Here is a 12,828-nt window from a genome sequence, read left to right as displayed (position 1 = left end):
GTAAAAGGACACTGACCGCATGACCACCCAACAGAATCCGATACCGGAACACACCAGTGAGGATTACAGCATCCTCGACAACATCATTGCCCAGACACTGCTGAGTGCGGATGACGAGGCCTATGCCATCGCCAAGCGGGGTGTCTCGGCGTTTATCGAGGAGTTGATCAAACCACAGAACCACGGCGAGCCCGTCAAGAAGCGCCTGGTCGACCGAATGATTGCCGAGATCGATACGAAGCTCAGCCAGCAAATGGATGAAATTTTGCACCACCCGGAGTTCCAGGCCCTGGAAGCTTCCTGGAAAGGTTTGCAATTGCTGGTCGACCGCACCAATTTTCGTGAAAACATCAAGATCGAACTGTTGAACGTCTCCCGGCAAGACTTGCTGGATGATTTCGAAGACTCACCGGAAATGACTCAATCCGGGTTGTACAAACATGTCTACAGCGCTGAGTACGGTCAATTTGGTGGTCAGCCTGTGGGCGCGATCATTGCCAATTACTTCCTGTCCCCCAGCGCGCCCGATGTGAAACTGATGCAATACGCTTCAAGTGTCGCGTGCATGGCGCACGCGCCTTTTATTGCCGCAGCCGGGCCGGCGTTCTTCGGCCTGGAAAGCTTCACGGGACTGCCTGACCTCAAGGATCTCAAGGACCATTTCGAAGGGCCGCAATTTGCCAAATGGCAAAGCTTTCGCCAGAGCGAAGATGCGCGTTATATCGGTCTGACCGTGCCGCGCTTCCTGCTCCGTACGCCCTATGATCCCCTTGAGTGTCCTGTCAAGACCTTTGCCTACCAGGAAAACGTGGTGAGCAGCCACGAGCATTACCTGTGGGGCAATACCGCCTATGCCTTCGCCACACGCCTGACCGAGAGCTTCGCGCGGTTCCGCTGGTGCCCGAACATCATCGGTCCGCAAAGCGGAGGGGCCGTGGAAGACTTGCCGTTGCATCACTTCCATAGCATGGGCGAAATCGAGACCAAGATCCCCACCGAAGTGTTGGTGTCCGATCGCCGCGAATACGAACTTGCGCAAGAGGGCTTCATTGCCTTGACGATGCGCAAGGGCAGTGACAATGCCGCGTTTTTTTCCGCCAGTTCGGTGCAGAAGCCCAAACAGTTCGGCATCAGCGCAGAGGGCAAGGACGCCGAGCTGAACTATCGCCTGGGGACCCAGTTGCCCTACATGATGGTGGTCAACAGGCTGGCCCATTACCTGAAGGTATTGCAGCGTGAACAGTTGGGTTCGTGGAAAGAGCGCACAGACCTCGAGCTGGAGCTCAACAAGTGGATTCGCCAGTACGTCGCCGACCAGGAAAACCCCAGTGCCGAAGTGCGTGGGCGGCGTCCGCTGCGAGCGGCCCGCATCGTTGTCAGTGACGTAGATGGCGAGCCTGGCTGGTACCGCGTCAACCTGAGTGTGCGACCGCACTTCAAGTACATGGGGGCGGACTTCACTTTGTCTCTGGTTGGCAAGCTCGACAAAGAATGAAAGAAGGTCAGGGGATGCCCCACAAACATAGCCTTTTCGAGCGCCTCGAACGCCCGGCGGCCGCACATGCCTGTGGCGTGACGTCCATTGCCAGCCACCTGGGGAAAATGCTCAGTATCCGTGCGGGCAGTGTTCAGACATTGCCGGACTACGGCTTGCCCGATCTTAATGATATGAACCAGAGCCTGCATGAGTCATTGAGCCAGTCGCGCTTGTTGATCGAGCGATTCATACGGGCCTACGAGCCACGATTGAAGCAGGTGCAGGTTACTGCATTGCCGCGCGATCACGACCCTCTGGCCCAGGCGTTCTCCATTGAGGCCACGCTGATGGTGGCGGGTGTCAAGCAGCCCGTGGTGTTCGTTGCGCGACTATGCGAGCCCGGACGAGTCGAGGTTTTGCCGGATGTCCTTTAATCGTTATTACCAGAGCGAGCTGAGTGCGTTGCGTCAACTCGGGCGGCGTTTCTCCGAACGTAACCCTGCGCTCGCGCCGTTTCTTGCCGACCCAGGGCAGGACCCGGATGTGGAACGGTTGTTGGAGGGCTTCGCGTTTCTCACCGGTCGCTTGCGCCAGAAACTGGATGATGAGCTGCCTGAGCTGACTCATTCCTTGATGCATTTGCTGTGGCCCAACTACATGCGGCCGATGCCCGCCTTCAGCATCTTGCAGTTTGATCCGTTGAAGCACGTCGGCCCTGGGGTGATTGTCGCGCGGGATACCCCGGTCGAAAGTGCTGCCCTCAAGGGTGAGCGTTGTCGCTTCCGTACCTGTTACGCCACGCAAGTCCTGCCGCTGCAACTGAGCGCTCTGGAATACAGCCTCCAGGGCGAGGTTGCGCTGTTGAGCCTGCACCTGGACATGAGTGTCGGGGGCAACTTCAGTGAATGGACGTTCGATCAACTACGTCTGCACCTGGCGGGTGATCGCTGCATCAGCCAAGGGCTGTACCTGAGCCTGTTGCGTCATCTCGAGGGTATCGAGTTGCTACCTTTGGGGCGCGATGGCCTGCCGGTCAGTGGGGAGGATGGGCAACCCCTCTCGTTGCGATTGGGCGCCGACCGGGTACGCCCGGTGGGATTCAGCGAGGAGCAGGCGTTGATTCCGTATCCAATGAATACCTTTCGTGGATATCGTCATTTGCAGGAGTACTTTGCCTTTCCTGACAAGTACCTGTTTGTCGACGTGGTGGGCCTGGATGTACTGCACGGTTTGCCCTATGAGCTGCTCAAGCAGGTGTGTGCGGTGGTGCTGCGTTTCAAACTGCGTAACCCATGGCGTGATCCCCATCACCCCACCCTGGACAACGTGAAGCTGTACTGCACGCCCATCGCCAATTTGTTCAAACATGACGCCGTGCCGATCCGCCTGGACGGCAAGCAGGACGAATACCTGGTGATACCGGGGGAATACTCACGGGAAAACGCCTGTGTATTTTCCGTGGACAGTGTCACGGGTTGGCGCCCCGGCGGGTCGGGATATCGGACCTACGTACCGTTTGAGTCCTTCGAGCATGACAGCGATGACGCACTGTCGGCGGCCTCCGCCAGCTACAGCATTCGCCAACATGCATCGGCACAGCACGCGGGCCTCGATACCTGGCTAGGGTTTTCCAATGCTCCGGAGCATGGCCCGGAAACCCTGTCGATCGAGCTGACGTGTACCAACCACGACCTGCCTCGGCTGCTTCAGATCGGGGAGATCAACCAACCTTGCGAGCAGACACCGGAAGGGTTGTCGTTTCGTAATATCTGCATGCCGACCGCGAGCTATTCGCCCCCCCTGGAGCAGGACTTTCTCTGGCGGCTCATCAGCAACATGTCGCTCAACTACCTGTCATTGACCGACATCAATGCCTTGAAGGTCATTCTCGAAACCTACGACCTGCCGCGCTACCACGACCGACAGGCGCAGAAAGTCAGTGAGCGAAAGCTTGGCGCATTGCGATCCATCAGGCACTCGGCTGTCGACCGACTGCACCGTGGCTTGCCGTTCAGGGGCTTACGAATCGACCTGACGATTGATCCACAAGGTTTTCTTGGCCAGGGCGAGGTGTTTGTGTTCGCGTCGGTACTCAACGAATTCTTCGCGCTTTACGCCAGCCTTAATACCTATCACGAATTGCGAGTCATCAGCACACAAGGAGACGTGTACCTATGGCCACCCCGGATGGGCCAGCAGCCCCTGCTTTGACGGCACTGTCCAGCGTCATCCGCGAATACTCGCTGTTCCAGGCGGTTTTGCAGGTGATCAGGCGTTTGCGCGATGCTCATCCGATGCTGGATGACGACGCGCTGTATGACTTGTTGGAGTTTCAGGCCAACCCGGGTCTTGGTTTCCCCGGTCACGATATTGAGCGGGTGGAGTTTTTTGTTGAACACGGTCAATTGCGCGCGCGTCTTTGCCTCAACGTGTTGGGGCTGTGCGGCGCTTGTTCGCCATTGCCGGCGTTTTATGGCGAACAAGCGATTGTTGACGGTGCGGGCGGCAAGGCTACCCGGGACTTCCTCGACCTGTTTCATCATCGGTTACAACGGCTGATGCTGCCGATCTGGCGCAAGTACCGCTACCGGGCGTTTTTCCAGGCTGGCGCCCGGGATGTCTTTTCCGAGCAGATGTTTGCCTTGATCGGGTTGAAGGGCCAGCACCTCCGCGCGACTACCCAATTGAACTGCAAACGGCTATTGCCCTACCTGGGGTTACTCAGCCTGCGAGCCCATTCGGCAGCCTTGATCGAGACGGTGCTGCGTTACTACTTCAAGCACACCCGCTTGTTCGTCGAGCAGTGGGTAGAACGCTCGGTGGTCATTGCCGTCCCCCAGCAAAATCGGCTGGGTGCCACCAACAGTGTGCTCGGTCATGACCAGGTGCTGGGTAGTCGGGTCACTGACCGCAGCGGCAAGTTCAGGGTGCATGTGCAGGGCCTGGGCTGGCAGCGTTTTCATGAGTTTTTACCCACGGGTGGGGACTATCCGTTGCTGTGCGCATTGCTACGGCTGACGGCACGCGACCCTCTGGCCTATGACCTGCGCCTGGTACTGCTCAAGGAGGAAATCAGGCCATTGCACATCGGCGAACACAACGTCTGCCGTCTCGGCTGGACAACTTGGCTGGCGCATGGGTGTGCCGACGGTGTGGTCATTGTGACCAGCAATGCTGATTAGGGACGAATGATTATGATGAATGTGGACCTGCAACAACTTATACAGACATTGGCTCCCCAGGCGCGCCGAGACCTTGAACGCTCGGCGGAACGTTGCGTGGCACGCGGCGGCAGGGAAGTGTTGGTGGAGGACCTGCTGCTGACCCTGCTGGAATACCCCCACGGCATTCTGGTGCGGGCGTTGGTGGATGCGGGGGTGGAGCCAGGCGAGCTGCAGGCGGCCCTGCATCCCCAAGCTGGCACGAGTGCCTCGCGTAATCCTGTGTTTACCCAGGCCCTGGTGCAATGGCTGCAGCAAGCCCTGATGTTGGCCCGCCTGGAGCTGCGGCAGGCGGACGTTGATCACGGCGCTCTGTTACTGGCGCTGTTGCGTCATCCGTTACAACACGCCGGCAGTGGTTATCAGGCGGTACTGAACCGGTTGGAGGCACAGCGTGTGTGCAGTTATTTGTTGAGCCTGGCGCCTGAGGTCGACCCTGTGTCGAGCAGCGATGCGTTGCTGGCGCGCTTTACCCATGACTTGACCCGTCAGGCCCGGGAAGGCGGTATCGACCCGGTGTTGTGTCGCGATGCCGAAATTCGCCAATTGATCGACATACTTGTGCGCAGGCGCAAGAACAATCCGATCCTGGTTGGCGAAGCCGGGGTGGGTAAAACCGCCGTGGTTGAAGGGCTTGCCCTGCGTATCGCCAGCGCAGAGGTGCCGGAGCCGCTCAAACACGTACAGGTGTTGACCCTGGATATGGGCCTGCTTCAGGCCGGCACGGGGATCAAGGGGGAATTCGAACGGCGCCTCAAAGGCGTGATTGATGAAGTCAACGCCTCACCAACACCGGTGATCCTGTTTATCGACGAGGCGCATACATTGGTGGGCGCGGGCGCCCAGGCAGGTGGGTCCGATGCTGCCAATCTGCTCAAGCCCGCCCTGGCCCGTGGCGAGTTACGCACCATCGCCGCCACCACTTGGTCGGAATATAAGAAGTACTTCGAAAAAGACCCGGCATTGGCGCGGCGTTTCCAGCCTGTGCAGGTCGGCGAGCCCAGTGTTGAGCAGGCGGTTTCGATCCTGCGCGGCCTGGTTCCGGCGTATGAGCGCAGCCATGGCGTGTATGTGCGGGATGATGCCATTGTCACGGCAGCCCACATGAGCGCGCGCTACCTGGCTGGGCGGCAGTTGCCCGACAAGGCCGTGGATGTGCTGGACACCGCCTGCGCCCGCATGAGAACCAGCTGGGAGACGGCGCCCGAGGCATTGCAACGCCTTTACGCCGAGCAGGCGGAAGGCGCGCGCCAGCGCCAGGCGTTGAATCGCGACAGGGATGCCGGGTTGCCTGTGGACGAGCAGGCCTTGCACGCGTTGAACCTGCGCCTGGAGACCGTGGAGCGCGAGCGTGAACATCTGGAGCAACACTGGTTGGAACAGCGAGCATCGGCGCAGCAGGTGCTAGCGCTGCGCCAGCAATTGGATGCTGCTCGTGGTGCAGGGCAGAACACTGAGACCCTTGAACATGCCTTGGCCCAACAGCGCCAGGTACTGCACGCGCAACAAAACGGCCAGCCATTGGCCAGCCTCGAGGTTTGTCCAGGTCTGGTGGCACAGGTCGTCAGCGCCTGGACCGGTATTCCTGTCGAACGACTGGCCCTGGAAAGCAGTGAAAGGGTGTTGGGCTTTGCCGATGCATTGCGTTCGCGCATCCTCGGCCAGGAACACGCCGTGCAGATACTTGAACGCAACTTGCGCGCGGCTGCCACCGGGCTCAATAAGGCGGATGCCCCGGTCGGCGTATTCCTGCTGGTTGGCCCAAGTGGCGTGGGCAAGACCGAGACGGCCCTGGCCCTCGGCGACCTGCTGTACGGCGGGCGGCGTTTTGTCACCACCCTTAACATGTCGGAGTTCCAGGAAAAACATTCCCTTTCCCGGCTGATTGGTGCTCCACCCGGTTATATCGGTTTTGGCGAGGGCGGCGTGTTGACGGAGGCTGTGCGCCAACGCCCGTATTCGGTCGTGCTGCTGGACGAGGTCGAGAAGGCTGATCCGGAAGTAGTGAACCTGTTCTATCAGATTTTCGACAAGGGACTGGCCAATGACGGGGAAGGTCGGGAAATCGATTTTCGCAACACGCTGATCCTGATGACCTCCAACCTGGGCAGCGAGTGCATCGATCAATTGTGCGCAGGCGACCGGCGACCTGCTGAGGAGGTCCTGCACGAAGCCATTCGCCCGTTGCTGCGCAAGCACTTCAAGCCTGCCTTACTGGCGCGAATGCATGTCGTGCCGTATTACCCGATCACGGGCGAGGTTCTGCATGACCTGGCAAGGCTCAAGCTGGACCACTTGGGACAAAGGTTGCAACTGCGCAAGCTCACCTTCAGCTATACGCCCGAACTGGTTGCTTGCGTCGCCGAGCGTTGCGCTGAGGGTGACAGCGGTGCCCGCTCTATCGATCAATGGATCGACGCACACTTGCTGGCGCAGGTGGCGGATCGGTTGCTGGAGGCCATGGCCGGGGGCGAATCGCTGTCCCGGGTGCATGCCGGCCTGGATGGCAGCGGTTGTCCTGTCTGTGAGGTCAGCCAATGACGGAAAATTCTTTCAACCGGTTGCCCCATCCCTCGGAGTACGCCGACGCGATGCTGAGTTGGTTCACCCGTCTGGGGATCGAAGGTGACGCGACAACCTTGCCGGACCTGTGTGTCGCGGCGGTAGCTCAACTGAGCCAGTGCGAACTCAGCCAATTGTATTGGCGCGACGAGGCGACAGGTCGGCTTGCCCTGATTGCCCAGCATTTGCCAGGCGTGCGGCCGCCCGACGACCTGGCTTCAGACGCGGATTTCCAACATGAGCAGGTGTTGCAGTATGTGCTCAGTCAGCGCACTGCCTTGAGCCTTGAGCATCTGGAAAACAGCTTCTATGAAAGCCAGTTCCTTCCTGCGATGGCGACGCCTTGGCAATCGTTGACGTGCATGCCGTTGTTCGGTCAGCACAGGACTCTCGCGGGCGTGTTGCTGTGCGCCAGCCAGCGTCCGAAACAGTTGGAGCACTACACCCACTCATTGACCCAACTGGGCAGCTTTGCCTTGAGGCAACTTGCACTGATGCAGCGTCTGAGTCCTGCGGTGAGTGTCACTCCACCTACGTGCCGCACGCCGGGCACCTGTGCCACGTTCGGATTGATCGGCAACAGCAAGGCCATGGATGAGACGTGCCGCTTGATCGGCAAGGTGCTGAATACGCCCTACACCGTGCTGCTGCATGGCGAGACCGGTACCGGCAAAGAGGTGGTGGCGCGCGCCATCCATACCGCCGGTCCACGCGGTGGTAAAGCCTTCGTGGTGCAAAATTGTGCAGCCTTTCCCGAAGGGCTGCTGGAAAGTGAACTGTTCGGTTATCGCAAGGGGGCGTTCACGGGGGCTGAACGCAACTACACCGGTTTGTTCGACACCGCTCACGGCGGCACATTGCTACTCGACGAAATCGGCGATATGCCGTTGTCGTTGCAGGCCAAGTTATTGCGGGTTTTGCAGGAAGGCGAGATTCGCCCATTGGGTGCCAGTACGGCCCATAAGGTCGATGTACGCATTATCGCTGCGACGCACCGTGATCTCCCTGCGATGGTGGCCCAAGGCAGCTTTCGCGAGGACCTGTATTACCGGCTCGCGCAGTTCCCCATTGAGTTACCGGCCTTGCGTGAGCGTGATGGCGATGCGTTGCTGTTGGCTCGGCATTTTGCGCAAAAGGCCTGCGCTGCGCTGGGTCGCGTATCGGTGGGCTGGTCAAGTACGGCGTTGGATCAACTGTCCAGCCATGGCTTCCCCGGCAATGTGCGAGAACTCAAATGCCTGGTGGAGCGCGCGGTACTGCTCTGTGACGACGGTGTGATCCTGCCGGCGCACCTGTCCCTGTCATCGGCACCCGCCAACGATGCTGTCGATGCAACGTTGCGTCAACGCCTGGAGCGAGTGGAGCGGGTGTTCCTGATTGATTGCCTGCACAAGAACCGTGGCAATCGTACCCGTACCGCGCGGGAGTTGGGCGTCGCGCGCCGCACGCTGCTCTACCGTCTGGCGCGCTTGAAGATTCCGGTTGGCGATGCCCGAGAGGAATGCTGAATAGCGTATGCGTGGATACCTTACTTTCATGGGAGATTCCTGATGCCTCTTCGTCCGTGGCAAGCCGTGACGCTTGTGCTGTGTTTGCTGGGTGGCTGTAACGCCAATTATGTCTTTGACGATGCTGACTACCGTCCACTGGGTGACCCCCAGGCGAGCCGTCGTGGTCATTGAACAGGGGAGCCTTGCCATGCAATTAGTGCTTGAAGTGTGTTCCGCCAGTGGCGAGCCGCCAGCCCGCAAAACCTTTGATGGCGTCGGCGGTGTGATCGGCCGTGGGACGGCGTGTGACTGGGTCATCCCCGACACCGCGCGCTTGATTTCCAGCCACCATGGCTTGGTCAGTTTTCGCGACGGCCATTACTTTTTGACGGATATCAGCAGCAACGGTATTGGCGTATCCGGCAGCCTGGAGCGCTTGCGCAAGGGGCACGCGCGGCAGATCAGTGATGCAGACGTATACCAACTGGGGGCGTTGGAAATTCGTGCGCGACTGGTCGAGCATCAACGACCGCCGCTCGGGCGGAGCGAGGTGATTCCAGACGATGCTTTCCTGGGGCTGGACCCGATTCAGGCGCTGGATCGCGAACAACGACGCGGCGAGTCATCGCAAGAGCTGGAGGCATTGAACACGTTGACGGAGTCGACCGCCCAGGCATTCTGTCCGGGAACCGTGGACCAGGACCATCTGGTCGTACCGCAATGGGCTGAGCCTGTCAGTGACGTAGTACCTGCACAGCCCGTTACGGCTGCATCCGCAGTCCCTGAGACGTTCTGGGCGCAGTTCGGCGAGGTGTTGGGCATGGAGGTGGGGGCGCTCGATACGCCGGCCCGCGAGGCCCTTGCGATCAAGGTGGCCGGGTTGTTCAGGCAAGCCATCGAAGGTTTGCAGCAAAGCCTGCGAACTCGCGACGAGCTGAGTAGTGAGGTGCATCTGGATTGGACCTCCCCGGCGCTTATGCGGCAGAACCCCTTGGTGGATTGCCCAGACGCCCAGGCGGCCTTGACGGCGCTGTTGGGGGGCGGTGAGTGGGGGCGTCTGCCGCCCGAACGGGCGGTAGCCCACGCCTGCCGGGACTTGCAGATTCATCAGCTGGCCTTGGTGGTGGCCTGCCGTGCCGTCGTTCGCAGCGCGCTGGCGGCCTTTGCTCCAGGTCACCTGCTGCTGTGCTTCGAGCGCGAGGACAAGCCGCCCAGGCTCCTCACCGATGGCGCTCATTGGCGGGCGTACCAGCGCTATTACCGACGGCTGACCGACGAGGCGTCGTTGGGCGATCAATTATTACGCAACGACTTCTGCAAGGCCTACGAAGAGCAGGTGCGCCTGGTCTCCAGCCTGCATGCGGCTTACCCGGGATGACGTTCATGTATCTAACCACCGTTGCATCAACACTGCTGGCACTGGGCATGTTGGCCGGCTGCAGCAGCGTTTCACCCTTTTCGACCTTGACCAAGCTGGACCTGGCGTTGATGGCCAGTGACGAGGTCAACCCCGACCTTCATGGCCGTCCTTCACCTGTGGTGGTGCATTTGCTTGAACTGCGGCACCCCGTGGCATTCGAGAATGCCGACTTTTTCAGCCTCTATGGGCGGGCCGAGCAGACCCTGCCCAAGGACTGGGTCAGCAGCGAAGAGCTGGAGCTGCGGCCCGGTGAGCGGTTGATGCTCAAGCTCAGTATCGAGCCGCAAAGCCGCTATGTCGGCGTACTGGCGGCCTATCGCGACCTGCCCAATGTGCAATGGCGACTGGTGCTGCCTGTTGCCCCCCAGCAACGGACACGGGCCCGAATAATGCTGGACCAGAGCGGTGTTCGTATTGCCGCCCCGCAAACCGAGCGGGCGGAGGATTGAGATGCACATCCATAACGTTATCTGGCAGGAAGGCATGTTGCTGCGGCCCCAGCACTTGCAGCACAACGACCGCTACTACCATCAGCAGCTCAACCGTACGCGCTTGCTGGGCTGCGACGCCTGGGGGTTCCTGACCCTGGACATCGATGTGCAGTACCTCAACCTGGGCAAGGTGGTCGTCAACCAGGCCAGCGGCATATTGCCGGACGGCAGCCTGTTCGAGCTCAATGGCGCGATGGAACCTCTGGTATTGCAAGTGCCTGCCAACGTCGGCCGGCAAGCTGTGTACCTGGCGTTGCCGCTGGTCACCGACAATCAGGTTGAAGTGCGCAGGCCGGAGCAACACGAAATCCTGGCGCGCTATGTTGCCTGTGAAATGGAGATCGGGGACTCCAATGCCGGTGTCGATGCCCGTTGCCAGATCAGCTGTGCGCGTCCGGATCTGCGCCTGATGCTGGGGGAACATCCCGGTGAGCCGTTCAACGTGAAGCTGCAGGTCGCTCAGGTGCTGGACTGCACCCGTGAAGGCGGCGTGCGACTGGATACCGATTTTGTGCCGACGTTCATTTTTTTGCAGGGCTCCGGCTATGTGTCGTCGTGCGTCAAGGAGGTCATCAGTCTGTTGGCCAGCCGTGGAGATGCGATTGCCGCGCGCATCCAGGGTAACGGCGCGTCGGCCGGGGCGCAGGTTGGCGACCTCCTGATGCTGCAGCTGATCAATCGCGCTGAATTGATGTTGCGCCACTTTTTGAGCCAGGCCCAGGTGCGCCCGGAGGCGTTGTATCGCGAGCTGCTGTCGATCCTTGGTGAATTGGCCACGTTCGCCACCGACAGCAAGCGCGCCCAATTGGAGGTGCGTTACCAGCATGGTGATCAAGGTGCGAGCTTTCGCGAATTGATGGAGCACCTGCGCGCAGTGTTGTCGCGGGTACTGGAGCAGCATGCCATCGAGTTGACGCTGCAACCACGTCAGTACGGTGTGCTGGTATGCCCGGTGAGTGACCTCAAATTGCTGGGGACGGCGACGTTCATCCTGGCGGCAACCGCCCAGTGTGATTCGGAAACTCTGCGTCATCGGCTGCCGGCGCATCTCAAGATTGGCCCGGTGGAGCGCATCCGCGAGTTGGTCAACCTGCACCTCACCGGTATCAGGATCAAACCGTTGCCGGTAGCGCCGCGACAGATTCCGTTCCACGCGGGCAAGACCTATTTCATGCTCGAACTCAGCGCCCCGGATATCGCGCAGTTGGAGCAGTCAGGTGGATTCGCCTTGCATGCCAGCGGCGAGTTTACCGAGCTGGAACTCAACTTCTGGGCTATCAGGAACTGAACCCCATGATGATGGACAGTGAATACCCGCAGGACGAGAAAACCGTCTTGCTTGACCGCGAGGGACGCGGTCCGGCGCAGGGGGCTGTGACGGACTTCCCATCGCCGCCGCGCTTCGAGCAGTTGGAGGACAGGATGATCTATACCGCCCGGCTGCACAGCTCGCAGAGTGTGAATGTGGGCCCCAACACCCTGGTGGCAGCGGCTTGGGAATTGTTGTTGCAGGTGGTGCAGCTCAAGGGCAGCTCCGGCCGTGAGAGCCTGCAGACCCTCAACGACCGGTTGTCTTCGGGCATCACGACGTTTGAAGCGCACGCCCTGCACCTGGGGGGCGAGGAAGGTCAGGTGATGTCGGCGCGCTATGTGCTGTGCAGTTTCATTGACGAGGCGGTGGTCACCACCGCGTGGGGCGGTTGCAGCGACTGGTCCAGGTCCAGCCTGTTGAGTCGCTTTCACAACGAAACCTTTGGCGGCGAGAAGTTTTTCCTGCTGCTGGAGCGATTGTCCCGCGACCCCGTCAAGCACGTGGCCATGCTGGAGCTGATGTACCTGTGCCTGTCGCTGGGGTTCGAAGGCCAATACCGCGTGATGGAGCGGGGAGGCGCTCAGCTTGAAGGGGTACGCGACGCGCTGTACCGGCAGATCAGGCATGTGCGGGGAGATCGGCTCTCGATGGCCGCGCCATCGCACGCAGGGAAAGTCCGCGCCGTGCCGGTGCGCATGCTCTGTGCCAAGTGGCTCATGGCTGTCGGGCTGGCCTGTTTGCTGGTGATGTACTCAGGGTTTGCCTGGGTGCTGGGCACGGAGCGCATGACGGTGCTGCAACCTTTTCAATCGTTGGCGTCGGACCAGGCTCAGACGCCCTTGTAACGCTGGGAGC

General features: G+C 60.3%; 11 protein-coding genes. All 11 read left to right on the top strand.

All coding sequences use genetic code 11. The features are described 5' to 3' along the window. Window positions 1-19: 19 nt before the first annotated feature. Genes tssC through icmH form a run of 11 tightly spaced genes read left to right on the top strand, consistent with a single transcriptional unit; the run spans window position 20 to window position 12,818 of the window. Window positions 20-1,495 (top strand): type VI secretion system contractile sheath large subunit, encoded by a 1,476-nt coding sequence (tssC, locus tag M2397_RS09435; RefSeq protein ID WP_131699307.1) that lies wholly within the window; start codon window positions 20-22, stop codon window positions 1,493-1,495. 14 nt (window positions 1,496-1,509) lie between these two features. Further along, on the top strand, window positions 1,510-1,911 hold the full coding sequence (gene tssE, locus M2397_RS09430) for a type VI secretion system baseplate subunit TssE (RefSeq protein WP_145337601.1): 402 nt from the start codon (window positions 1,510-1,512) through the stop codon (window positions 1,909-1,911). Then, window positions 1,901-3,688, top strand: a complete 1,788-nt coding sequence (tssF, locus tag M2397_RS09425) for a type VI secretion system baseplate subunit TssF (RefSeq protein ID WP_259242727.1) — start codon at window positions 1,901-1,903, stop codon at window positions 3,686-3,688. The genes tssE and tssF overlap by 11 nt, the downstream gene beginning before the upstream one ends. Next, the gene (gene tssG, locus M2397_RS09420; protein ID WP_167655814.1) at window positions 3,652-4,659 is read left to right on the top strand and encodes a type VI secretion system baseplate subunit TssG; all 1,008 of its coding nucleotides are present in this window, start codon (window positions 3,652-3,654) and stop codon (window positions 4,657-4,659) included. Before tssF ends, tssG begins: the two co-directional genes overlap by 37 nt. Before the next feature lie 12 nt (window positions 4,660-4,671). Further along, the gene (gene tssH, locus M2397_RS09415) at window positions 4,672-7,239 is read left to right on the top strand and encodes a type VI secretion system ATPase TssH (RefSeq protein ID WP_259242726.1); all 2,568 of its coding nucleotides are present in this window, start codon (window positions 4,672-4,674) and stop codon (window positions 7,237-7,239) included. Then, window positions 7,236-8,768, top strand: a complete 1,533-nt coding sequence (locus tag M2397_RS09410) for a sigma-54-dependent Fis family transcriptional regulator (protein ID WP_145337529.1) — start codon at window positions 7,236-7,238, stop codon at window positions 8,766-8,768. Before tssH ends, M2397_RS09410 begins: the two co-directional genes overlap by 4 nt. Before the next feature lie 42 nt (window positions 8,769-8,810). Further along, window positions 8,811-8,942 carry a type VI secretion protein gene (locus tag M2397_RS09405; RefSeq protein WP_131699313.1) on the top strand — a complete coding sequence of 44 codons (132 nt, stop codon included), beginning with the start codon at window positions 8,811-8,813 and terminating at the stop codon, window positions 8,940-8,942. A 16-nt stretch (window positions 8,943-8,958) separates the two neighbouring features. Then, window positions 8,959-10,128 carry a type VI secretion system-associated FHA domain protein TagH gene (gene tagH / locus M2397_RS09400; RefSeq protein ID WP_259242725.1) on the top strand — a complete coding sequence of 390 codons (1,170 nt, stop codon included), beginning with the start codon at window positions 8,959-8,961 and terminating at the stop codon, window positions 10,126-10,128. A gap of 5 nt (window positions 10,129-10,133) precedes the next feature. Next, on the top strand, window positions 10,134-10,619 hold the full coding sequence (gene tssJ, locus M2397_RS09395) for a type VI secretion system lipoprotein TssJ (RefSeq protein ID WP_259242724.1): 486 nt from the start codon (window positions 10,134-10,136) through the stop codon (window positions 10,617-10,619). A gap of 1 nt (window position 10,620) precedes the next feature. Further along, window positions 10,621-11,949: a type VI secretion system baseplate subunit TssK gene (gene tssK / locus M2397_RS09390; protein WP_145337532.1), complete on the top strand. Its 1,329-nt coding sequence runs from the start codon at window positions 10,621-10,623 to the stop codon at window positions 11,947-11,949. A 5-nt stretch (window positions 11,950-11,954) separates the two neighbouring features. Then, on the top strand, window positions 11,955-12,818 hold the full coding sequence (gene icmH / locus M2397_RS09385; RefSeq protein WP_178116773.1) for a type IVB secretion system protein IcmH/DotU: 864 nt from the start codon (window positions 11,955-11,957) through the stop codon (window positions 12,816-12,818). Window positions 12,819-12,828: the final 10 nt, after the last annotated feature.

It is taken from the genome of Pseudomonas sp. BIGb0381 (genome assembly GCF_024809815.1).
In the GTDB taxonomy this organism is placed as follows: Bacteria; Pseudomonadota; Gammaproteobacteria; order Pseudomonadales; family Pseudomonadaceae; genus Aquipseudomonas.
This window is presented reverse-complemented; position numbering and strand designations above follow the sequence as displayed.